At 73.4% G+C, this 20,421-nt stretch carries 21 protein-coding genes; 4 read left to right on the top strand and 17 right to left on the bottom strand.

Annotated elements, in window-relative coordinates:
• Positions 1-9: 9 nt before the first annotated feature.
• The 4 genes from PV343_RS28050 to PV343_RS28035 are packed head-to-tail and all read right to left on the bottom strand — an operon-like array spanning position 10 to position 4,070.
• On the bottom strand, positions 10-723 hold the full coding sequence (locus PV343_RS28050) for an ABC transporter permease (RefSeq protein ID WP_319149779.1): 714 nt from the start codon (positions 721-723) through the stop codon (positions 10-12).
• A complete protein-coding gene (locus PV343_RS28045; protein ID WP_319149777.1) occupies positions 723-1,655 on the bottom strand; it encodes an ABC transporter ATP-binding protein in 933 nt (310 codons plus the stop codon). The genes PV343_RS28050 and PV343_RS28045 overlap by 1 nt, the downstream gene beginning before the upstream one ends.
• A gap of 52 nt (positions 1,656-1,707) precedes the next feature.
• A complete protein-coding gene (locus PV343_RS28040) occupies positions 1,708-2,874 on the bottom strand; it encodes a nucleotide disphospho-sugar-binding domain-containing protein (RefSeq protein WP_319149776.1) in 1,167 nt (388 codons plus the stop codon).
• Positions 2,862-4,070, bottom strand: a complete 1,209-nt coding sequence (locus tag PV343_RS28035; protein ID WP_319149775.1) for a glycosyltransferase — start codon at positions 4,068-4,070, stop codon at positions 2,862-2,864. Before PV343_RS28035 ends, PV343_RS28040 begins: the two co-directional genes overlap by 13 nt.
• A 243-nt stretch (positions 4,071-4,313) precedes the next feature.
• On the opposite strand from PV343_RS28035, the gene PV343_RS28030 reads away from it, so the two are divergent.
• From PV343_RS28030 to PV343_RS28020, 3 genes are all read left to right on the top strand, one after another.
• On the top strand, positions 4,314-5,372 hold the full coding sequence (locus PV343_RS28030) for a ketoacyl-ACP synthase III family protein (RefSeq protein WP_319149774.1): 1,059 nt from the start codon (positions 4,314-4,316) through the stop codon (positions 5,370-5,372).
• Positions 5,373-5,406: 34 nt separating this feature from the next.
• Positions 5,407-6,162, top strand: coding sequence for an NAD-dependent epimerase/dehydratase family protein (locus PV343_RS28025; RefSeq protein ID WP_319149773.1), 756 nt, complete (start codon positions 5,407-5,409; stop codon positions 6,160-6,162).
• Positions 6,163-6,227: 65 nt separating this feature from the next.
• Entirely contained in the window at positions 6,228-6,899 is a 672-nt protein-coding gene (locus tag PV343_RS28020) for an antibiotic biosynthesis monooxygenase (protein WP_319149772.1), read from the top strand.
• A gap of 56 nt (positions 6,900-6,955) precedes the next feature.
• Here PV343_RS28020 and PV343_RS28015 read toward each other — a convergent pair whose 3' ends face one another.
• From PV343_RS28015 to fabG, 7 genes are read right to left on the bottom strand one after another with little or no spacing between them, the layout of a single operon-like run.
• Positions 6,956-8,191 (bottom strand): FAD-dependent monooxygenase, encoded by a 1,236-nt coding sequence (locus PV343_RS28015; RefSeq protein ID WP_319149771.1) that lies wholly within the window; start codon positions 8,189-8,191, stop codon positions 6,956-6,958.
• Complete coding sequence (locus PV343_RS28010) at positions 8,188-9,015, bottom strand: SRPBCC family protein (protein ID WP_319149770.1); 828 nt, start codon at positions 9,013-9,015, stop codon at positions 8,188-8,190. The genes PV343_RS28015 and PV343_RS28010 overlap by 4 nt, the downstream gene beginning before the upstream one ends.
• Positions 9,016-9,026: 11 nt before the next feature.
• Positions 9,027-10,049: an aldo/keto reductase gene (locus tag PV343_RS28005; protein ID WP_319149769.1), complete on the bottom strand. Its 1,023-nt coding sequence runs from the start codon at positions 10,047-10,049 to the stop codon at positions 9,027-9,029.
• Between the two features lie 13 nt (positions 10,050-10,062).
• Complete coding sequence (locus tag PV343_RS28000) at positions 10,063-10,626, bottom strand: antibiotic biosynthesis monooxygenase family protein (RefSeq protein WP_319149768.1); 564 nt, start codon at positions 10,624-10,626, stop codon at positions 10,063-10,065.
• Positions 10,627-10,641: 15 nt separating this feature from the next.
• On the bottom strand, positions 10,642-12,135 hold the full coding sequence (locus PV343_RS27995; protein WP_319149767.1) for a class I adenylate-forming enzyme family protein: 1,494 nt from the start codon (positions 12,133-12,135) through the stop codon (positions 10,642-10,644).
• Positions 12,128-13,075: an aromatase/cyclase gene (locus PV343_RS27990; RefSeq protein ID WP_319149766.1), complete on the bottom strand. Its 948-nt coding sequence runs from the start codon at positions 13,073-13,075 to the stop codon at positions 12,128-12,130. The genes PV343_RS27995 and PV343_RS27990 overlap by 8 nt, the downstream gene beginning before the upstream one ends.
• 59 nt (positions 13,076-13,134) lie before the next feature.
• Positions 13,135-13,926 carry a 3-oxoacyl-ACP reductase FabG gene (fabG, locus tag PV343_RS27985; RefSeq protein ID WP_319149765.1) on the bottom strand — a complete coding sequence of 264 codons (792 nt, stop codon included), beginning with the start codon at positions 13,924-13,926 and terminating at the stop codon, positions 13,135-13,137.
• A gap of 203 nt (positions 13,927-14,129) precedes the next feature.
• Here fabG and PV343_RS27980 point away from each other — a divergent pair, with 203 nt between their 5' ends.
• Positions 14,130-14,570: a nuclear transport factor 2 family protein gene (locus tag PV343_RS27980; protein ID WP_319149764.1), complete on the top strand. Its 441-nt coding sequence runs from the start codon at positions 14,130-14,132 to the stop codon at positions 14,568-14,570.
• A 232-nt stretch (positions 14,571-14,802) separates the two neighbouring features.
• Here the strand turns inward: PV343_RS27980 and PV343_RS27975 are convergent, their stop codons facing one another.
• The 6 genes from PV343_RS27975 to PV343_RS27950 all read right to left on the bottom strand — a co-directional run bounded on the left by PV343_RS27975 (position 14,803) and on the right by PV343_RS27950 (position 20,205).
• Positions 14,803-15,066: an acyl carrier protein gene (locus tag PV343_RS27975; RefSeq protein WP_319149763.1), complete on the bottom strand. Its 264-nt coding sequence runs from the start codon at positions 15,064-15,066 to the stop codon at positions 14,803-14,805.
• Between the two features lie 26 nt (positions 15,067-15,092).
• Positions 15,093-16,319 (bottom strand): ketosynthase chain-length factor, encoded by a 1,227-nt coding sequence (locus PV343_RS27970; RefSeq protein ID WP_319149762.1) that lies wholly within the window; start codon positions 16,317-16,319, stop codon positions 15,093-15,095.
• Entirely contained in the window at positions 16,316-17,605 is a 1,290-nt protein-coding gene (locus tag PV343_RS27965) for a beta-ketoacyl-[acyl-carrier-protein] synthase family protein (protein ID WP_319149761.1), read from the bottom strand. Before PV343_RS27965 ends, PV343_RS27970 begins: the two co-directional genes overlap by 4 nt.
• 60 nt (positions 17,606-17,665) lie before the next feature.
• Positions 17,666-18,475, bottom strand: a complete 810-nt coding sequence (locus PV343_RS27960) for a thioesterase II family protein (RefSeq protein ID WP_319149760.1) — start codon at positions 18,473-18,475, stop codon at positions 17,666-17,668.
• On the bottom strand, positions 18,472-19,242 hold the full coding sequence (locus PV343_RS27955) for a cyclase family protein (RefSeq protein ID WP_319149826.1): 771 nt from the start codon (positions 19,240-19,242) through the stop codon (positions 18,472-18,474). Before PV343_RS27955 ends, PV343_RS27960 begins: the two co-directional genes overlap by 4 nt.
• A gap of 144 nt (positions 19,243-19,386) precedes the next feature.
• Positions 19,387-20,205 (bottom strand): AfsR/SARP family transcriptional regulator, encoded by an 819-nt coding sequence (locus PV343_RS27950; RefSeq protein ID WP_319149759.1) that lies wholly within the window; start codon positions 20,203-20,205, stop codon positions 19,387-19,389.
• Positions 20,206-20,421 lie beyond the last annotated feature (216 nt).

Genomic DNA, 20,421 nt, shown 5'->3' with positions numbered 1-20,421 from the left:
GCGCAACGCTCAGGCGCGGCGGCCGCCCCTCCGGTAGGCGAAGGCCGCGAAACCGGCCAGGAGAACCGTCCAGGCCGCGAGGACGCCCACTCCGGCGAGGGTGGGAGCCGCGCTGTCGGCGGCGTTCCAGGACAGCTGGGCGTACCGGAAGACCGGGGTGGCCCGGGACACCTGCTGCGCCCAGTGCGGGAAGTTGTCGATCGGGAGCAGCAGGCCGCCGAGCAGCGTCAGCGACAGGTAGGAGACGGTGCCGGCGATCTGCGCGAGCTGAGCCTTGAACAGGTAGCCGATGCCGATGCCGAGCATCGCGAGCGGGGCGATGCCGAACCACAGCAGGAAGAACACCGCGAGCCAGGTGCCGAAGCCGAGGTGGACGCCCCGGTAGAAGACGCCGATCAGCGAGATCACCGTGATCGGCAGGATGGCCAGGCAGGTCGCGACCGCGCCCCGCGCCACCACCACCTGCACCGGGGACAGCGGGGTCAGCCGCAGCTGGCGCAGCCAGCCCAGCGCCCGGTCCTCGGCGATCCCGGTGCCGTTGGTGATCACCACGCCGAGGGCGCCGAAGGCCGCCGCGCCGACCATGGCCTGAGCGAGGGACCGCTGGTCCGGGCCGCCGCCCGCGAAGGTCACGTACATGCCGACCGGCATGACGAGACTCATCATCAGGTAGCCGCCGTTGCGGACGAGCCGCAGGATCTCGAGTCGGATGTAGCCGAGCATCAGAGGCTCCGTCCTTCCGGGGAGGCTTCGCGGTGGCGCGCGCGGTGGGTCAGTGCGATGAAGGCCTCCTCCAGGCCGACGCCCGACACCTCGAGGTCGGTGAAGGCGTCCGCCCGGGCCAGCGCGTGGACGGTCCGGTCGGAGTCGGTGGTGCGCAGGTGCACCCGGCCGCCGTGGAACTCCACCGCGGTGACGCCGGGCAGCAGGTCGTAGCCGTCGCTCGGGCCGCCGCGCGGCGCGAAGCTGACCGTGCGTCCCTCGACCATGCTCTTGATCTGGGAGGTCGTGCCGTCGGCGACCACCCGGCCGGCGGCGATCACGATCACCCGGTCGGCGCTGTCGTCGGCCTCCTCGAGGTAGTGCGTCGAGAACAGCACCGTGTTCCCGCGCCGGGCGTAGCGCTGCATCGCGGCCCACAGTTCGCGCCGCGACTCCACGTCGAGGGCGGCCGTCGGCTCGTCCAGGACCACCAGGTCGGGGTCGCCGGCCAGGGCGAGCGCGAAGCGGACCCGCTGGGCCTGGCCTCCGGAGAGCCGGTCCACCCTCCGGTCGGCGATCTTGGTGAGTTCGGCCAGTTCCAGGACCTCCTGGAGCGGCAGCGGGTCGCGGTACGTCCCGCGTACGAAGTCGACCAGCTCACGGACCGACACCCGGGGAATCATCTTCCCCTCCTGCAGCATCGCGCCCAGGTGGCCGGCGCGCATCGCGAGTTCGGGCTTCTTGCCGAACACCTCGACGGTTCCCTCGTCCGGCGGGAAGAGGCCGAGGAGCATGCCGATGGTGGTGGACTTGCCCGCGCCGTTCGGGCCCAGGAGGGCGACCGTCTCGCCGCGGTGGATCGTCAGGTCGATCCCGTCGACGGCGCGGACGTCGCCGTACGCCTTGACGACGCCCTCGAAGACGACCGCGGGCGGTCCGTGCTGTTCTGCCATGGGGGGTGGCACCTGTTCCCTTTCCTGTACGTGCTGTGTGAGCGGACGCATGTCAGACCAACCCCTCCAGGGTGCGGACCAGTTCGGCGGGGCCGGGGAGGCCCGCGATCTCCTCGCCGACCGCGCGTGCGGCCTTGCGGTAGTGCTCCTCGGTGAGCAGTCCGGCCAGTGCGGCCCGGACCAGCCCGGCGTCCCGCTGCTCCTGCTCCCCGGCGAGGTTGCGCCCGGCGCCGGAGGCCTCCACGAGCCGTCCCGTGGTCTGCAGGAACGGCTTGCCGCCGGGCAGGACCAGCTGCGGCACACCGGAGGCGAAGGACGTCATGCTCGTGCCGCTGCCGCCGTGGTGCACGGTCAGCGCGGTGTGCCGCATCAGCGGGCCGATCGGGAACCGGTCCACCACCTGCACCGTGTCCGGCACGTCGCCGAGCAGGGGGTGGTACTGGGCGTCGATCGGGAACAGCACGTCCACGCCCAGTTCGGCGCAGGCGGACAACGCGTGCCGGAAGCCGGGCGGAAGCTCGCCGGTCTCGGCGAGCAGCCGGCCGTGCCACATGCCGAGGCAGAGCAGGGCACGCGGCCGCTCGGGCCGCCGCACCGCCCAGTCGGGCAGTTCGGCGGTGCCGCAGTAGGGGACGTAGCGGGTCAGCAGCCCGGGGACGTTGTCACCGCCGGGCAGCAGCGAGGCCGGGCTCGGGTCGATGATCAGGGCCGGGCCCGGGAAGCCGTCGGCGCCGAACTCCCGGCTCAGGCCGTCGAGCTGGACCTTGGCCTGGCGCAGCAGCGGGCTGGTGAAGTCGTCGGGACCCCAGCGGTGGACGACCCCGGGCACGCCGAGCGCGGCGGCGGTGATCAGCCCGCCGAACTCGACGGGGTCGGTCACCACCAGGTCCGCCGCCCAGTCCCGGCCGAGCCCGACGAGCTCGTCGATGTAGCCGCCCAGCCGGGTGCGCCAGCGTTCGCCGGCCTCGTCCCACTCGGACGCCGCGCGGCGGTCCATCCCCGCCCGGTCGGGCATGCGGACCGCGCCGGGCCGGGTCAGCCGCTGGCGCAGTTCGCCGCCGCCGACCGGGCGGGTGTCGAGGCCCGCGGCGGCCGCGAACCGCACCAGCTCGGCGTCCCCGGTCACCAGCACCTCGTGCCCGGCGGCGCGCAGCGCCCAGGTCAGCGGCACCATCGGGACGAGATGGCTCGGGACGAGCGCGGTGATCAGGACACGCATGACGCCTCCTCGGCGGATGTGCGGGTGGCCGCCACCAGCTCCTCCAGGTCCGCCACCAGCCGCTCCACCGGCGGGCAGGCGAGGATCTCCCGCCGGACGGCGGCGGCACGGCGCCGGTAGGCCGGTTCGGTGAGCAGGGCGGTGACGGCCGCGGTGACCGTCTCCGCGTCCGCGAAGGGGGCGGGCAGGTCGATGGCGCAGCCGAGCGCGGCACAGCGCTCCGCCGAGTGCGGCTGGTCGTCGTACATGGGGGTGACGAGCATGGGTGTGCCCGAGCGCAGTCCCTCGCGGATGCCGCTGTGGCCGCCGTGGGTGATGAACACGTCGGCGGCCTCCAGCAGGACGTCCTGCGGCACCCACTCGGTGACCAGCCGGACGTGGTCGGGCACCGGCCCGAAGTCCTCGGGGTCGCGACCGACGCCGATCGAGACGACGGCGGTGCAGTCGATGCCGGACAGGGCCTCGATCACCGCGCCCAGCACGGCGTCCGACTTCCCGGGCAGCGACGGTGCGATGGTGCCGATCGACGCGTAGACCACCGGCTTGTCGTCGGGCAGTCCGGCGAGCCAGGGCAGCACCGGGTCGTCACGGCGGAACGGGGTGGTCTGGCGGTAGTGGCGCAGGGTGCGTCCGTCGAGCCCGTCCCCGGTCCAGCTCGCCGGCAGCCAGCTCACCAGGAGGTGGCGGTAGGCGGTGTTGTCGTCCGGGTCGGCGGGCAGGCCGAGTTCGGCGCGCAGCGCGTTCAGCCGGTCGTGGGTGACGGCGGGCGTCAGCAGGTGCGTGGAGCCGCCGGCCACCGCGACGTGCGGGATGCCCAGGGCCTCCGCGGCGAGGTAACCGCCCATCTCCTCGCCCTCGCGGACGATCAGGTCGGGCTTCCACTCCCGGGCGGCGGCGATGATGTCGCGGGCCGCGCGCAGGGCGGGCGCGCCCAGGATGCAGTCGACGAGCCCGTCCTCGTACGCCTCCTGGTCCCCCGACCACAGGCCGGGCGCGATCGCGGCGACGCAGTCCGGGTCGAGGGCCCAGTCGACGCCCGCCGGGAAGAAGGCGAGGCCGTAGCTCTCGCTCTCCCCCCGCATCGACTCGTCGTCGGCGACGGCCACGGTGTGCCCGGCCCGGACCGCCGCCTGGGCCAGGGGGATCAGCAGCCGCAGATGCGACTTGCCCGCATGGGCGGTGAAGAGGATGCGCACGGCGGATCTCCGAGGAGTCGGTGGGGGGTCGGTGCCGGGGCGGTGGGCGTGGCGCGCCCACCCTCCGGTCGTGCATCAGAGCGTGGCGGCAGCGGCTCGGCCGCCGCTCGGGTCCCGCTCGAGCGGCGCTGGAGTCCGCCGCCTACGTCCGTTCCCCTCCCGGACTCCAGCGCGGTTCGAGAGCGTGCGCGGACCTTGGGCGCATGCCGAAACGCCCGAGTTCCGAGCCGGAGGAGTAGCTGGATGCGCTGGAAAGAGGTCTATGTCGCCGGACTCGGCAGCTGGCTGCCCGAACCGGTGCCGGTCGCGGAGTGCGTCGCGGCCGGGGAGTGCGGCCAGGAGTGGATCGACGACTTCGGGTACGAGGCCGTCCGGATCGCCCGCGAGGCGGCCGGCGAGGCCTGGACAGCCCCGCCGGACATGGCCGTCGCCGCGGGCCGTACCGCCCACGAGCGCTCCGGCCTGCCGAAGTCGGCGTACTCCCTGCTGCTGCACGGCAGTACCTGGTTCCAGGGGCTGGACATTTGGCCGGCCGCCTCCTACGTGGCCAAGCGCACCGTCGGCTCCACCGTGCCGGGCCTCGACGTGCAGCAGCGCTGCAACGTCGGCATCAGCGGCCTGGAGCTGGCCGCCGCCCATCTGACGGCCGGGTTCGGCAGCGCGGTGATGCTCACCACCGCCGACCGCTTCGGCGGCCCCGGCGCCGACCGCTGGCGCCTGAGGCACGGCAACGCCTACGCCGACGGCGCCACCGCCACCGTCCTGTCCACCGAGGGCGGCTTCGCCCGGCTGGTGGCGACCGCCACCGTCGCCGACAACACCCTCGAACCGATGGCCCGCGGCGACGAGGAGTTCGCCCCCGTCTCACGCGCCGCCGAACGGCAGATCGACCTCACCGCGCGTGGCGACGCCCACCGGGCCGTCAGCGACGAGACGTTCACCAACATCCGCTTCGGCAAGGTCATGCAGGAGGCCAAGCAGGCCGTCCTGGACGACGCGGGCCTGGAGACCGCCGACCTCGCGTACGTCGTCATCCCGTCCACCGGGCGGATCCAGGGACCCTTCCAGATCCACCACCTGCTCGGGGTCGAGGAGGAGCGGACCACCTGGGAGTTCGCCCGTCGCAGCGGACACATCGGCGCCGGCGACTGGGCCGCGGGGCTCGAACACCTCCTGTGTACGGGGGCGTTGAGCCCGGGCGACCACGTGATGCTCTACGGCGGTGGCGCGGGATACACGATCACCACCGCTGTCCTGGAGATCACCGCCGTCCCCGACTGGGCCACCGCGCCCCGCCGGTGAACCACCCATCCATCACGAGGAGTTGGCACATCCCATGGAGATCGTCGGCAGGGGATTCCTGGCCGGGCATCTGGCGGGCATCAGCGACCACCACCCCGACGTGGTGGCGCTCGCCGCCGGGGTCTCGGCCGCCGGAGACATCCCGCCCGAGCAGTACACGAGGGAGTCGGCCCGGCTCTACGAGACGCTTCGGTACTGCGAGAAGCACGGCAAGCGGCTGGTGTTCTTCTCCACGGCGTCCGCCGGGATGTACTCGGTGCCCGACGCCTCGCCGGGCCGTGAGGACGGGCCGGTCTACCCGGCCACTCCGTACGGCCGCCACAAGCTCTCCCTCGAGGCCGTGGTCAGGTCCTCCGACGTCGAGTACCTGATCCTGCGCCTGTCCCACGTGGTGGGCTTCAACCAGCCCGCGCATCAGTTGCTGCCCGCCCTCGTGCGGCAGCTGTCGAGCGGCCGGATCCACGTGCACCGCGGCGCCCAGCGCGACCTGATCGACGTCGAGGACGTCGTCAAGATCGTGCACACGCTGCTGGTCGACGGCCGCACCCGCGACATCGTCAACGTCGCCTCCGGGCAGGCCCCCCGCATCGAGGACGTCATCGCCCACATGGAGGGCCTGCTCGGCACCAGTGCCGAGAAGACCTATGTGGAGGCCTCCGGCGCCCAGCCCGTCTCCATCGACAAGCTCTGCCGGCTCGTGCCGACCGTGTACGGCCTCGGCTTCGGCCCCGACTACTACCGGTCCGTGCTCGACAAGTACGTCCACGCGTACGTGCCGCAGCCCGCCTGAAGGACCGTCACCTCATCTCGCCCCACCCCACCTCGCCCCACTCATCCACCGAAAGGCACCGAGACATGACCGCCAACGCCCCTGTCGTCGCCGTCGCCCACTTCGTGCTCAAGGACAAGCACAAGCAGAAGGGCGCCGAGTTCGAGAAGGCGTACCAGACCTACAAGGAGGCCGTCTCGCAGCGTGACGGCCTGCTGCGCACCGCCCTGCTGCGGGGCATCTCCGCGCCCGACTCCTTCGTCATCCTCACCTGGTGGCGGGACGCGGAGGCGCACCGCACGGTCGTCGGCGACTGGCAGTTCTTCACCGCCGTCAGCAGCCGGTTCGTCTACCTGGCCTCGATCACCAGCGTGCACGGTCCCGTGCTGGCCGGCGAGAAGGCCGCGGACGGCGTGGGCGAGGCCGAGGCCCCGGCGGCCGACGCCGCCGTCGCGCTGACCACGTTCACCCTGCGCGAGGGCGCCGACCAGCAGGCCTTCGAGGAGTCCTTCCTCGGCCACGTCTCCTTCGTGAAGGCCAACGACGGCTTCCTCGCCCACCAGCTGGTCCACTCCGACCGCGAGACCGGCTCCTACGTCAACATCGGCTGGTGGACCGGGCCGCAGGCCTACGCGCCGGTCCTGCGCAGCCCCGAGATGGCCGCCGACGCGCAGCGCATGGCCGCGCACGCGGAGGTGCAGGGCGGCCTCTACGCCGTCGCCGTGGACACGGCCCGGGAGCGGGTGCCGGCCGCGTAAGGCGCACGAAGAGGGGGCCGGGTCCATGGGACCCGGCCCCCTCTTCGTGTGTCCGGCTACAGCGCGAACAGCTCCTCCGCGACCCGGATGGAGGGGTTGCCGTACGCGACGCTGCGCAGGATCTTCCGGTACAGCGGGGTGTGCCGGACCACCGCGGCCAGGCGGGGCCGCACCCGGGTGGCGAACGTGCCCGTCGACAGCATCGCCTTGCTCTGGACGCCCTGCAGCCGCATCGTGGCCGCGATGTCGGGGGCCCGCAGCCGCTCGAACCGGGACAGGGACTCCGCACCGGTGTCCTCCCGGCGCACCGCCTCGACCAGCACCGGATGGAGCACCACGGCGTCCTGCACGGCCAGGTTGATGCCCTGCGCGCCGATCGGGCTGTGGGTGTGCGCGGCGTCGCCGATCAGCACCAGACCGTCCACGGCCCAGCGCTCGGCACGCCCGGAGAAGACGTCGAGCAGGCTCAGGTCGCGCAGCGAGGTGATCTGGTCGTCGATCAGCTCCGCGTACGCCGGCACCGCCCGCGCCAGTTCGGCCTTGATGTGCCCGAGCCCGGCCCGGGCGACCTCCTGGTACCCCTTGTGCGGCAGCGTCCAGCCGACCTGCACGTTGTCCGGCCACGACCCGTACACCAGGACCGGGCTGGTGCCCGCGCCGCGGAACACCCGCACGTCGTGCCCGGCCTCGCGCCGCGCGCCGCGCAGCTTGAACCAGAGCACGTCCTGGTCGAACGCCTCGGTCCGGCCCGCCTCGATCCCGGCGAGCCGCCGCACCTTGGAGAACCGGCCGTCGGCGCCGACCACCACCTTCGCGCGGAAGACGTGCCCGTCACCGGTCACCCCGGTCACCCGCCCCCCGTCGTCGCGCAGCAGCCCGCCGACCCGGCAGCCGTCGACATACCGGAAGCCGCTGAACCGGGCGCAGTGCAGCAGGAGTTCGGTCAGCAGATGGGACTGGGGGATGGACAGCAGATGGTCGTACGGGGCGGGCAGCGAGCGGTAGTCGATGTCGAGCAGCACCCGGTCCTGCTCCAGGAGCCGGAACCGGGAGTGCTCGTGGCAGCCGCGCGCCCGCGCGTTCTCCAGCACGCCCAGCTGGTCCAGGATCCTCATCGCGCCGGGCTGCAGGATCTCCCCGCGGAACTCCCGCTGGTGCGACCGCGAACGCTCCACCACGCTGACCCGCAGCCCCGACCGGAGCAGCAGCAGCGCCAGGGTGAGGCCGGCAGGCCCGGCGCCGACGACGCAGACGTCCGACTCGATCTCCTCGACGTCCGCCGCCTCGCTCATCGGGCACCCGCGAGCGTGAGCGCGTCCCGCACCCCGGCCTCGGCGAGCCGGCGCACCCGCTCGTGCTCGCCCGTGGCGACGGCCAGCACATCCGCCGTCACCCGCACGCCGCCCGCCTCCTCGGCCAGCCGCCACCGCGTCCGGTACAGCCGCGCGGGCTCGGGCGGCGACAGCGGCTTCTGCACGAGGACGTCGTCGCCGTGCGCGATCTGTACCGCGGGGCCCGTCTCCGTGTCCCCGAACCAGGCGTCGCCGTCCCCGGCGGGCAGCGCCGCCAGCAGCCGACCGCGGACCTCGGCGAGGGAGCCGCCGGCGACCAGCGCCGCGGACTCGGCGCGGATCACGTCCGTGGTGAGCGCGGTGGCGCTCTCCGTCTGCGACTTCAGCGTCCGCATCTGCAGGGCTCCGTGCCGGTCCAGCTCCCCGGCGGTCCCGGCGGGGTCGGCGTCGGTGGTGAACCAGTGCCCGGACTCCACCCGGCAGCCCCCGTCGGGCCGGGACACGAAGTCCCAGGTGCCGCCCAGCTGCCGGATCGGGCCGACGGAGCCCCGCTGCTCGAACACCATGCGCAGCGCCCGCGGGTCCAGGGTGCGCTTCGACGTCCACACGCGCAGCCCGGAGCCGTCGGGCCGCACGGCCCAGAACTTCACCTCGTCGTCCGCGCCCTCGCGGCCGAGCACCTCGGTGTGCGCGATCCAGGGGTAGAGCACCGGCCAGTCGGCGACACCGGTCAGCGCCCGGTAGACGGAGTCGGCGGGGGCGTTGATGTCGACGGTGGCGCGGGTGTGGTGGACCTGCCGTTCGGTACCGGCGAATACGGTCATGAGGGGACCTTTCAGCGGGCGGTCTGGGAAAGGGACGCGGCGCGCAGCATCCGGCTCAGGGTGAGCGCGGGATCGCGGACCACCACCGGGGCGAGGGCCGCGTCGATCCGGTGCAGCAGTTCCGGGTCCAGCGGGGTTCGCAGGGCCGCGAGGTTGCGGGTGATCTGCTCGGGCGCGGACGCGCCGATGACGGCGGTGGCGACCGCCTCGCCGCGCAGCGCCCAGGCGAGGGCGAGCCGGGGGAGCGTGAGACCGGCCTGGCCGGCCAGCTCCGCGGCCCGGGAGACGGCGGTCAGCACCGCGTCGTCCAGGAAGTCGAACCGGCGGATGGAGACCTCGCCGCCGCGCGCGGCCACGGCACGCGAACCGGCCGGAGGCGGCTGCCCGGGCCGGTACTTGCCGGTCAGCACGCCTCCGGCCAGCGGTGACCACACCATCTGCCCGATGCCGAGCGCGGTGCACGCGGGCATCACCTCGGCCTCGATCACCCGCCACAGCAGCGAGTACTGCGGCTGGTTGGCGACCAGCGGCACCCCGAGTTCGCGGGCGAGCACGGCCGCGCGCCCGATCTCGTCGGCGGCCCACTCGGACACGCCGACGCAGCGGACCTTCCCGGCGCGCACGGCGTCGGCGAAGGCCCCCATGGTCTCTTCCAGCGGGGTCGAGTCGTCGTACAGATGCGCCTGGTACAGGTCGACGTGCCCGGTGCCCAGCCGCCGCAGCGACGCGTCCAGGCTCGTGGCGATCCGCCCGGCGGAGAGCGCGCCGGGACCGGGCCCGCCGCCCCTGCCCACCTTGGTGCAGACGACGACGGAGTCCCGGTCCACGCCACGCAGTGCCCGGCCGAGCAGTTCCTCGGCCCGGCCGTCCGCGTAGGCGTCCGCGGTGTCGAAGGTCGTGATGCCGGCGTCCAGCGCGGCGCGTACGCACGCCAGGGCGTTCGCGTCGGCGAGCTGGTTGCCGGCGGTCAGCGAGTTCCCGAACGCGATCCGGCTGACCACCGGCCCGTCCGTGCCGAGTCGGCGGTACTCCATGGGGTCCTCCTGTTCAGACCGCGCCGGCGGCGAGGTCGGCGCGGTTGCCCGCGATCGGCGAGGCGGGCAGCGCGCGCTCCACGAAGGGGGCACGGGCGGCGGCCGCCTGCTCGGCGGAGCGCCAGCGGGTCAGGGCGGTGAAGCCGCCGGGGCGGGCGAACAGCGACTTGGCGACGTCGGCGCCGACGAAGCCGTCGGCCTCCGCGTAGCCGCGGTACTTGCCCGGGTCCTCGTCGGTGAAGAACTCGACGACGAGGTGGTCGCCGTCGCCGGCGCTCGCGCCGTCCAGGCGCAGCACGCCCGCGGACGGGTCGGCGACCACGTCCACGATCCGGTGGAACTCCTCGGCGTGCTCCTTGAACGTGTCGCTCGCGAGCACCGCCTGGAAGTCCTCCGGCTTCTCCCACCAGCCGAAGTTGACGTACACCCCGGGCTGCTCGGTGGAGCGGACCGCCTGGTGGGCGACGAACCCGGGGCGGCCGCGCATCCACTCCACATGGCTGAGGAAACGCTCCTCGAACTCCTCGGCGCGTGCCGGGTCCTTGAGCGTGAAGGTGTTGACGACGGTGAAGTTCATGGTCCCTCCGGGGGGTCAGGCGGGCTGGTGGTTCCTCAGCTGCTCGGCCAGCAGCCGCCGCTGGATCTTTCCGTTGCCGGAGCGCGGGATGGCGTCGAGCGCCATCGCGTCCCGGATGTGCTGGTAGTACGGCAGTGCGTCGTTCACCTCGGCGACCACGTCCCCCAGCGCCGACGGCTCGCGCAGGACGACCAGCGCCCCGGCGACCGCCCCGTGCGCGGTGTCCGGCAGCTCGACCACGACGGCGTCCGCGACCCGCGGGTCGCGCAGCAGGACCCGCTCCACGTCGGACGGCGCGACCAGGAAGTTGTCGCACTTGAAGACGTCCTTGAGCCGGTCCACCAGGAACAGCCGGCCGTCCTCGTCGACGCGTCCCACGTCGCCGGTGCTCAGCCAGCCGTCCGGCTCCAGCCCCGTGCCGTCGGGGCCACCGAGGTAGCCCCGCATGACCTGGGGTCCGCGCAGCTGCACCTCGCCCGCCGAGCCGGCGGGAAGCACGGCCCGGGTGTCGATGTCCACGATCCGGCACTCGGTCCCGGCGACGGGCCGCCCGACCGAACCGTGCACCGGCCGGTCGGGGTCGTCGCTGTGCGTCAGCGGGGAGGTCTCGGCCAGTCCGTACCCCTGGAAGACGGGGACGGAGAACCGCTTCGAGAGCCTGCGGGCCGCGGCGACCGGCAGTCCCGACCCGCCGGACGCGATCCGCCGCAGGGAGCGCACCGACACGCTGTCCAGGTCGGGGTCGGCCGCGAGCCGGGCCAGCCGTACCGGCAGGCTGTAGAGGATCGTCGCACCGCACCGGCCGGCCGTCAGCAGCGCCGCGACCGGCTCCGGCGCACGGCACAGCACCTGGGTGGCACCCGCCGCGACCGCCGAGTTGAGGTGCATCGGGTGGTACGTCGGCAGGTGGTTGAGGGCGACCGTGGCGCCGTCGAGACGGTGGGCGTCGGCGATCTGGGCCGCGTTGACGACGACGTTGCGGTGGCTCAGCCGCACCGCCTTGGGGCGGCCGGTCGTCCCGCTGGTGAACTGCAGCACGGCGGTGTCGCCGGGCCCGGTGCCGGGGTCGGCGGGCGCGCCGGCGCCCGCGGGCAGCGCCCCGATGCGGAGCACCTCCCGCAGCGCGGGCAGCCGGTCGCGTACGGCGGCCAGCCGGGCCTCCAGCGCCGGGTCGACGACGGCGACCGCGGCGCCGCCGAGCGTCAGCACGTGCAGCAGGTCCTCCTCGCGCAGCAGGGGGTTGACCACCGCGACGGTCCGTCCCGCGCGGGCGGCGGCGTGGTAGGCCACCGCGAAGTCCGGGTGCAGGACGGACGCCACCGCCACCACCTCGCCCGCCGCCGTGAGGTCCTGCAGCGCGGCGGCGAAGGAGTCGACGCGCGCGTCGAGCGTCGCGTAGTCCAGCTCCGTGCCGTCGTCGACGATCGCGGGGTGCGCCGGGGCGGCGGCCGCGGCCCGCGCGAGCAACTGGTCGATCCGGTCGGGCAGTTCGTACGGCAGCTCAGCCACGGAGCGCCTCCGCGTGCGCCTTGGCCAGCCTCAGGGTGTTGGTGCTGTTGGTGCTGAGCGCCTTGTGGACGTACTCGCGGGCGTCGGCGACCGTCTTCCCGGCGCCGAGGATCTTCTCCACCGCGGACGGCTTCAGCGTGACCGTGTGCCGGGAGGTGACGCGGACGCCGTCCGTCCCGGGAACGATGGTCCAGCTGCCGGTGTGGGCGGTCATCAGGCCCGGCACGGTGGTCTGCTTGTAGACGATCCGGTCGGGTCCGAACACGACGCGCACCGACTCGGTGGTGTGGGTGGAGCCGTCCCGGGCGCTGGTGTCCATCGCCATGACCTGCACACCCGGCTCGTCCTCGGTCAGGTCCAGGCGGGCCACGTGCGGCAGCCGCTCGGGCCACAGGTCGGCCCGGTCGAGGAAGTCGAACACGTCCTTGCCCTCGGCGGCCATCTCCACGGTGTCCTCGAAGGAGAAGACCAGCTCGTCCAGCTCGCGGTACCGCTCGGCGAGCTCCTTGATGTCGCCCAGCTCGGCCGCGCTGTTGCGGTCCACGGCCGCCGTGATCCACTCGGCGCCGGCCGGGTCGTCGTCGACGGCGGCGAAGTCGTGGTGCAGCTCCAGCAGCGAGGAGCCGCCGTCGACGGGGGAGACCACCCAGGTGCCGCCCATCGCGGCCACCGGCGGGGCGGACACCTCCTGGCGGAACGTGACGGTCAGCGCGGCCGGGTCCAGGGTGCGGCGCGACACCCAGTTCTTGACCGTGCCGTTCGCGAGCGCCCAGATGTGGATGCGCTCGCTGCCCTCGTCCTTCTCCAGGTGCTCGACGTGCACGTTGGGGGCGAAGTACTGGGGCCACTTGGTGACGTCGGCGACGATCCCGTAGACGACCTCGGCGGGCGCGGCCACGGCGATGCTGTGCAGGGTGCGGTGCGGTGTGGTCACGGACACGGATGGACTTCCTTTGCTCGAAAGGGGGGCTCGAAGGGAGGAGGGGCGGGGCACGCGGCTCAGAAGTTGCCGAGGCCGCCGCAGACGTTGAGGGCCTGCGAGGTGATCGAGGCGGCGGTGTCGGAGGCCAGGTAGCCGACCAGGCCGGCCACCTCCTCGGGCGTGGAGTAGCGGCCGAGCGGGATCTTCGCCTGGAACTTGGCGAGGATCTGTTCCTCCGAGGTGTCGTAGGCCGCCGCGTATCCCTCGCGCACGCGCTGCGCCATGGGCGTCTCGACGTAGCCGGGGCAGACGGCGTTCACGGTGATGCCGGTGGGCGCCAGCTCGTTGCCGAGGGCCTTGGTGAAGCCGACCACGCCGTGCTTGGAGGCGGAGTAGGGAGCGCCGAGGACCACGCCCTGCTTGCCCGCCGTGGAGGCGATGTTGATGATCCGGCCCCAGCCGCGCTCCCGCATGCCGCCCTGGGTCAGGACTTCGCGGGTGGCGAGGAAGACGGAGTTGAGGTTGGTCGCGATGACGTCGTTCCACAACTCGTCGGTGATGTCGGCGGTGACGCCGCCGCCGCTGCGCCCGGCGTTGTTGACCAGCACGTCGATCCGGCCGAACGCGCTCACGGCGGCGCCCACCAGCGCCTTCACCGACTCCGGGTCGCGCACGTCGGCGACGGTCCCGTCGGCTTCGTACCCCTCCTCGCGCAGCTGCTTCACGGTCAGCCGCACCGATTCCTCGCCGCGGGCGCAGATGAAGACGGCGTACCCGGCCTCGGCCAGGGTGCGGGCGGCCGCCAGGCCGATGCCGCTGGTGGCGCCGGTGACGAGCGCGGCCTTGCGGTCCTTGAGCTGCTGAGCCATGGGGTCTCTCCTGGGCGTTCGGTGTCGGTGCGCCCCAAGGTGCCGAGCCCCGCTCGAACCGGTGTAGAGCACCGGTGGACGGCCGCCGCTCCAGAACTCCCCGACCGCCGTTCGAGCGCCGACGGCGAGCGTGAACGGCGCCGGGAGGCCCGCAGCGGGACCACCGCAGAGCCACGGCACGACCACCGCAGGAGAGGACCCGTATGACCGTCACCGAGCTGCCGCAGTCCGCCACGGCCGGGCTGTACCAGGAGATCCAGCAGTTCTACGCCCAGCAGATGCACCTGCTCGACGACGGCCGGGTCGAGGAGTGGGCCCGGACCTTCACCGAGGACGGCGTCTTCGCGGCCAACGCCCAGCCCGTCCCGGCCGTCGGCCGCGCCGCGATCACCGAGGCCGCCGCCAAGGCCACCGACGCGTACGCGGCCGCCGGCGTCCAGCGCCGGCACTGGCTCGGTATGGTCTCGGTCGAGTCCGCCACCGGGCAGACGGTCATCGCCCGCTGCTACGCCCTGGTCATCGAGACCCCGCGCGGCGGCCGTCCCGAGATCAAGGCCAGCACCCTGTGCGAGGACCGCATCGTCCGCGCCGACGGCGCCTGGCAGATCCAGGACCGTCAGATCACCCGCGACGACCTCGTCTGACCATCCCCCCAGGGCCGGCCGGCGCCGGCCCTTCCCCCGGCAGTGCCCGCACGCGACTCCCCCGGCGTGCGGGCACTGCTGTGCGCCGTGCGCTGTGCGCTCCGTGCCCTGTCGGGCTGCGCGTTCCGTGCCGTGTGCCCGAGGGGCCGGGGGAGGGCCCGGGAACGCCGCAGGCCGCCGCACCCCGTACGGGATGGGCGGCCTGCGCGCGGGAACGGCTGCCGGCGGGGGCCTATGCGGCCCGGACCGCCGGTGCGGCCCCCAGCTGCTCGTTGATGAACTCCAGCAGCAGCCGCGGCGTGGTCGCCTCGGCCACCGTGTCGTCGGACAGCTGGATCCGGTAGTCGCGCTCGATGACACCGGTCACCTGGAGGACGGCCAGCGAGTCGTAGCCCAGCTCGTCGAAGGGGGTGTCGAGGACGTCGCCGTCCAGGTCGACGCCCTCGTCGACGCCGGCGCACTCACGCAGCAGGTTGGTCAGTTCTTTCAGTTCCATGGAAGTCACCTGTCTGTTGTGGGTATTCAGTCGTCGGCGGTCACGACGGCGGCGGCGTTGAAACCGCCCCTGCCGCGCGCCAGCACGAGCGCCGTGCGCACCGGGCCGCGGCGGACCGCGGTGACCAGGTCGAGGGCGCCGTCGGCCGGTGCCGTGACGTTCACGGTCGGCGGGATCACCGCGTCCCGCACGGACAGCAGCGCGGCGGCCAGGTCGAGCGAGGCGCCGCCCGCCAGCAGCCGGCCGGTCATGGTCTTGGGAGCGGTCACCGGCACCCCGCGCGCGCCGAACAGGGCGGTGAGGGCGTCGGTCTCCTGCCGGTCGAGCTCGGGCACGCCGGCCGCGTCGGCGAACACGACGTCCACGGCGGACGGCGCCAGCGACGCCTCCCCCAGGGCGAGTTCGGCGGCGCGCCGCAGCCCGGGCTCACCACCCCGGCCCGGCGCCGGGTCGAAGGTCGCCGCGTACCCGGCGAGCCGTCCGTACACCCGAGCCCCGCGGGCCCGGGCCGCCTCGGCGTCCTCCAGCACGAGGATCGCGCCGCCCTCGCCGACGACGTACCCGGACGCCTCCGCGTCGAAGGGCAGGTACGCCCGCCCGGGGTCCGCCACCGTGCTCATCCGGCCGCCCGTGAGCTGGGCGGTCCAGCCCCAGGGGCAGATCGCGCCGTCCACGCCGCCGCTGACGATGAGCTTGCTGCCCTTGCGCAGCTGGCGCCGCGCCTGGGCGACGGCGTCGAGCCCGCCCGCCTGCTCGGTGACCAGCACACCGCTCGGCCCGCGCAGCCCGTGCCGGATGGAGATCTGGCCGGTGTTGACGGCGTAGAACCAGGCGTACGACTGGTAGGCGCTGACGTACTGGCCGCCCTTGCTCCACAGCGCCTGCAGCTCGCGCTGCCCGTACTCGAAGCCGCCCGCGGAGGCGGCCGTGACCACACCGGCGGAGTACGGCGGCAGTTCGTCGGGGGAGGCGCCGCTGTCCTCGACGGCCTCCTTGGCCGCGGTGAGGGCGAGGCGGGTCATGTGGTCGGTGGCCGGCAGGAGCCGGCTCGGGATGTGCTCGGCGGGGTCGAAGCCCGGCACCTCGCCCGCCAGCCGCGCCGGGTAGCCGGACGCGTCGAAGCGGGAGACCGGACGGATGCCGCTCTCGCCGGCCAGCGTCGCCCGCCACCACGCCTCGGTACCCAGGCCGTTGGGGGCGGTGACGCCGATGCCGGTGAAGACCGCGGTCGTCGTGGCGAGTGCGGTGGTCATGCGGCCCTACTCTCTGTCGTGCGGTCCGGATGCCCGGGCCTGGTGAGCACGATGGCGCTCTGGAAGCCGCCGAACCCGCTGCCCACGCTGAGCACCGTGTCGATGGTCTTCTCGCGCGCCACGACCGGCGTGTAGTCGAGGTCGCACTTGGGGTCGGCCTCGTGCAGGTTGGCGGTGGGCGGCACCACGCCGTGCTCGATGGCGAGCGCGGACGCCGCGATCTCCAGGGACCCGATGGCGCCGAGCGAGTGCCCGATCATCGACTTGATCGACGACACGGGCGTGGCGTAGGCGTGCTCGCCCAGGCTGCGCTTGAACGCGGCGGTCTCGTGCCGGTCGTTCTGCAGCGTGCCCGAGCCGTGGGCGTTGATGTAGTCGACGGCGGTCCCGGGCAGGCCGGCCTCGTCGAGCGCGACCGTGATCGCCTCGGCCATCTCGGCGCCGTCCGCCCGCAGACCGGTCATGTGGTACGCGTTGGAGCGCGAGGCGAACCCCGCGATCTCGGCGTACATGTGCGCGCCGCGGGCGACGGCCCGCTCGTACTCCTCCAGGACGAAGACGGCGCTGCCCTCGCCCAGGACGAAGCCGTTGCGCGACTTGTCGAAGGGGCGGGAGGCGGTCTCCGCCTCGTCGTTGCGGTTGGAGGTCGCCTTGATGGCGTCGAAGCAGGCGACGGAGATCGGCGAGATCGGCGCCTCGGTGGCCCCGGCGATCATCACATCGGCACTGCCTTCGCGGATCAGCTCGACGGCGTGGCCGACCGAGTCGAGCCCGGAGGTGCAGCCGGTCGACACCACGGCCGTCGGCCCCTGCGCACCGAACTCCCAGGCCACCTCGGCGGCGAAGGAACTCGGCACGAAGCTGTCGTACAGGTGCGGGACGGCCCGCTCGTGGTCCACCAGCCAGGCTTCCCCGTCGTCGCTGACGGCCGCGTACTCGTAGTCGAGGCTGGTGGTGGCGCCGACCGCGCTGCCGATGGTGACACCGGTGCGGAACGGGTCGGTGCCCGCCGGGCCGAGGCCGCTGTCCGAGACCGCCTCGCGGGCGGCGACCAGGGCGAACTGGGCGGCTCGGTCGAGCCGTTCGCCCTGCTCCTCGGTCAGCCCCTGCGCGACCGGGTCGAAGTCGACCTCGGCGGCGATGCGGGACCGGAAGGCCGAGGCGTCGAAGAGCGAGATCGCCCGGGTCGCGGTGCGGCCCTCGGTCAGCAGGGACCAGTACTCCTTGGTGCCGACGCCCCCGGGGGCTACCACACCGATTCCGGTAATGACGACGCGTCGGCTCATCGGGCCTCCTCGGTTCGCGGGTCGCGGGGGATCGCCCCGGGAGAATGCAGCACGGCTGCGTCACCTCTCTGATCGGTCAGCTGTCGCCATGAGTCTCGACGCGGCGTCTTGATCCGCGCTCGACTCGTCTTGGAACGGCCCCCGCAACTCCTCGGCCACCTCGCGCAGCAGCCGCGGCACGGACCGCTCCCGTACGAAGAAGTGGCCGCCCGGCAGGGTCTGGAGCCGGAACCCGGCGTCCGTGTAGTCCGCCCACTCGGCCATGTCGGCCAGCGGCGAGATCGGGTCGTCCCGTCCGGCCAGCGCGGTCAGCGGGGTGCGCAGCCGCGTGGCCGCCCCCGCCCGGCACAGCGACTCGGCGAGCCGCAGGTCGTCCCGCAGGGCCGGCACCACCCGCCGCCGCCACAGCGCGACGTCACGGCCGGCGGCCTCCGCGGGTATCGCGTCCAGATCGACCAGCAGCTCCAGCAGTTGCCGGTCCGCCAGGTCGGCGCTGCGCACCAGGAGATTGCGCAGATGCGGCGGGGGCACGGCCCCGACCACGAGCCGCGCGGGCGGGTGCAGGCCGTCCTTCTCCAAGGCCAGCGTCAGCGCGTGGGCGACGAGACCGCCGAGGCTGTGCCCGTAGAGCAGATACGGCCGGTCCAGCAGCGGCAGGATCAACTCCTGCAGCTCGGTCATGAGTTCGGCGGCGTCCGTTATCCTCGGCTCTCGGGAGCGCGGCCCGCGTCCCGGCAGCAGTACCGGGACCACCTCGGCGGCGTCGCCGAGGTCCCGCTGCCAGCGGGCGAAGGACGAGACACCGGCGCCCGCGTGGTGGAAGCAGAACAGCCAGGGCGCCGCCATCTCCGAACTCGTCCGGAGCCTCATTCCCCGATCAGGGCCACGGCCCGGGTCCAGCCCGCTCCCGCACCGGCGATCTTCACGGGGAAGCAGGACACCCGGAAGCCGTGCGCGGGCAGGGTGTCGAGCTGGGCGAGCCGCTCCACCTGGCAGTACTCGCGGCGCCGCCCGGCGAAGTGGGCCGGCCACAGCACCGAGCGGTCGCCGGTCTCCTGGTAGGCGCGGATCATGTGGCCGAAGGGGGCGTCCAGGCTCCAGGCGTCGGTACCGATGACGCGCACGCCGAGGTCCAGGAGGTGGTCGGTGGCCGGGCCGTCGAGCCCGGCGAAGTCGGTGAAGTACCGCGAGGTGCCGGCGTGCACGGAGGCACCGGTGTGCAGCAGGACGATGTCCAGCGGGCGCGGCACGTATCCCGCGTCGGCGATCGCCTTCTCGATCCGGTCGACGCCGATGACACCGGTGCCGACGTCGCTGACGTCGAGGACCACGGCCGGGCGCAGGAACCAGTCGAGCGGCATCTCGTCGATGTTCCGCGGGCGTCCGTAGGAGCCGACCGAGCCGTAGTGCGAGGGCGCGTCCACATGGGTGCCGGTGTGGCTGGTCAGGGTGAGCGTGTCCAGCGAGAGCAGTTCACCGCCCGGCAGGTCGGCGGGGTCGAAGTCGAGACCGAAGTGCTCCTTCATCTCCGCCGCCATGTGCCGGGCCCCCTCGGCCGGCGTCATGATCTCGTGGACGATCGGGTCCGGCTCCCACCCCGACGCGTCCACGGCGGACGACAGGTCGATGACTCGCAAGGTGAACCCCCAGGTTCGGTAGGAGAGTTTCGGGGGCACCGTGCGGCCACACCCTGGAGGACCGGTCGAGTCGCGCACGCGCCGGGCCGCCCGCCCGCCGGGAAGGGGGCGGGGGGACCGACGGCGTCGCGGCGAGCGCCGCGGTCAGGCGGCGAACAGGTCCAGCGTGCGGCGCCCCGCGGAGGTCGCCGCGTCCAGGAAGGGGTCCCCGGCGAGCACCGCGTGGTGGAGCTGCCGCAGCCGCGTGGAAGGGTCCAGGCCCAGCTCGTCGGCGAGGCCGCGGCGCAGGTTCTGGTACACGTCCAGCGCCTGCCACTGCCGTCCCGACCGGTACAGCGCCACCATGCACTGGGCGTGCAGCCCCTCGTGCAGCGGGTGCCGGGCCGTCAGCGAGGTCAGTTCCGCCAGCAGCTGCATGTGGCGCCCGAGGCGCAGATCGCAGTCGATGCGCTGCTCCAGCACCTCCAGCCGGCTCTGCTCCAGCCGCACCAGCTCGATCTCCAGGAGCGGGCCGAGCCGTACGTCGACCAGGGCCGGCCCGCGCCACATGGCGAGCGCGTCCCGGTACAGGGCGGCGGCCGTGGTGTCGTCGCCCCGGTCGGCCTCGGACCGGGCGGTGGCCACCAGCCGGTCGTACTCGTGCACGTCGACCGCGCCGGGCTGCACCTCGAGCAGGTAGCCGCCGTGCCGGGTGGCCAGCACGTCCCGGGCGCCGTAGGGGCTGTCCGGGCCGAGCGCCTTACCGATCAGCCGGCGCAGCTGGAGGATGTAGGTCTGCAGCGTGGTCAGCGCGCTGCGGGGCATGTCGCCGCCCCAGATCTCCTCCATCAGCGTCGGCACGGGCACGACCTGGTTCGTGTACACGGACAGCAGGGCCAGGATCTGCCGGGGCTTGCCGGCGCTCGGGACGATCGATGTGCCACCTGTTTCGGCCATCAGCGGGCCGAGCACCTTGATCTCCATCGTGGATTCCTCCGGGGTTGGATCCGCCGGACCTCCCCGTCGTATCGGGCCCGGCTGCAACACCCTCCGAAGCTCTCATCGGGGTCCGTTCCCGGCCAGTGCGAGGCTCCTGAACCCGGCATGCGGCTCTCCCCGTGACAGGTGTGAAAGTTTCATGTGCATCGCGTGACCGTGGCACTGGGGAGTCACGGATTCCGGCGGCAGGGTTCTCGGTGT

It is taken from the genome of Streptomyces sp. WI03-4A, assembly GCF_033792105.1.
GTDB classification, from domain to species: Bacteria; Actinomycetota; Actinomycetes; order Streptomycetales; family Streptomycetaceae; genus Streptomyces; species Streptomyces collinus_A.
This window is presented reverse-complemented; position numbering and strand designations above follow the sequence as displayed.

Excerpts from the sequence above, each read along its gene's own strand:
- fabG (WP_319149765.1), bottom strand. The coding sequence starts at position 13,926 with ATGGCTCAGCAGCTCAAGGACCGCAAGGCCGCGCTCGTCACCGGCGCC.
- PV343_RS28030 (WP_319149774.1), top strand. The coding sequence starts at position 4,314 with ATGCGCTGGAAAGAGGTCTATGTCGCCGGACTCGGCAGCTGGCTGCCC.
- PV343_RS27965 (WP_319149761.1), bottom strand. The coding sequence starts at position 17,605 with ATGAGCCGACGCGTCGTCATTACCGGAATCGGTGTGGTAGCCCCCGGG.
- PV343_RS28040 (WP_319149776.1), bottom strand. The coding sequence starts at position 2,874 with ATGCGTGTCCTGATCACCGCGCTCGTCCCGAGCCATCTCGTCCCGATG.
- PV343_RS28045 (WP_319149777.1), bottom strand. The coding sequence starts at position 1,655 with ATGGCAGAACAGCACGGACCGCCCGCGGTCGTCTTCGAGGGCGTCGTC.
- PV343_RS28000 (WP_319149768.1), bottom strand. The coding sequence starts at position 10,626 with ATGAACTTCACCGTCGTCAACACCTTCACGCTCAAGGACCCGGCACGC.
- PV343_RS28015 (WP_319149771.1), bottom strand. The coding sequence starts at position 8,191 with ATGAGCGAGGCGGCGGACGTCGAGGAGATCGAGTCGGACGTCTGCGTC.
- PV343_RS27950 (WP_319149759.1), bottom strand. The coding sequence starts at position 20,205 with ATGGAGATCAAGGTGCTCGGCCCGCTGATGGCCGAAACAGGTGGCACA.
- PV343_RS27975 (WP_319149763.1), bottom strand. The coding sequence starts at position 15,066 with ATGGAACTGAAAGAACTGACCAACCTGCTGCGTGAGTGCGCCGGCGTC.
- PV343_RS28050 (WP_319149779.1), bottom strand. The coding sequence starts at position 723 with ATGCTCGGCTACATCCGACTCGAGATCCTGCGGCTCGTCCGCAACGGC.
- PV343_RS27960 (WP_319149760.1), bottom strand. The coding sequence starts at position 18,475 with ATGAGGCTCCGGACGAGTTCGGAGATGGCGGCGCCCTGGCTGTTCTGC.
- PV343_RS28005 (WP_319149769.1), bottom strand. The coding sequence starts at position 10,049 with ATGGAGTACCGCCGACTCGGCACGGACGGGCCGGTGGTCAGCCGGATC.
- PV343_RS27970 (WP_319149762.1), bottom strand. The coding sequence starts at position 16,319 with ATGACCACCGCACTCGCCACGACGACCGCGGTCTTCACCGGCATCGGC.
- PV343_RS28020 (WP_319149772.1), top strand. The coding sequence starts at position 6,228 with ATGACCGCCAACGCCCCTGTCGTCGCCGTCGCCCACTTCGTGCTCAAG.
- PV343_RS27980 (WP_319149764.1), top strand. The coding sequence starts at position 14,130 with ATGACCGTCACCGAGCTGCCGCAGTCCGCCACGGCCGGGCTGTACCAG.
- PV343_RS28025 (WP_319149773.1), top strand. The coding sequence starts at position 5,407 with ATGGAGATCGTCGGCAGGGGATTCCTGGCCGGGCATCTGGCGGGCATC.
- PV343_RS28010 (WP_319149770.1), bottom strand. The coding sequence starts at position 9,015 with ATGACCGTATTCGCCGGTACCGAACGGCAGGTCCACCACACCCGCGCC.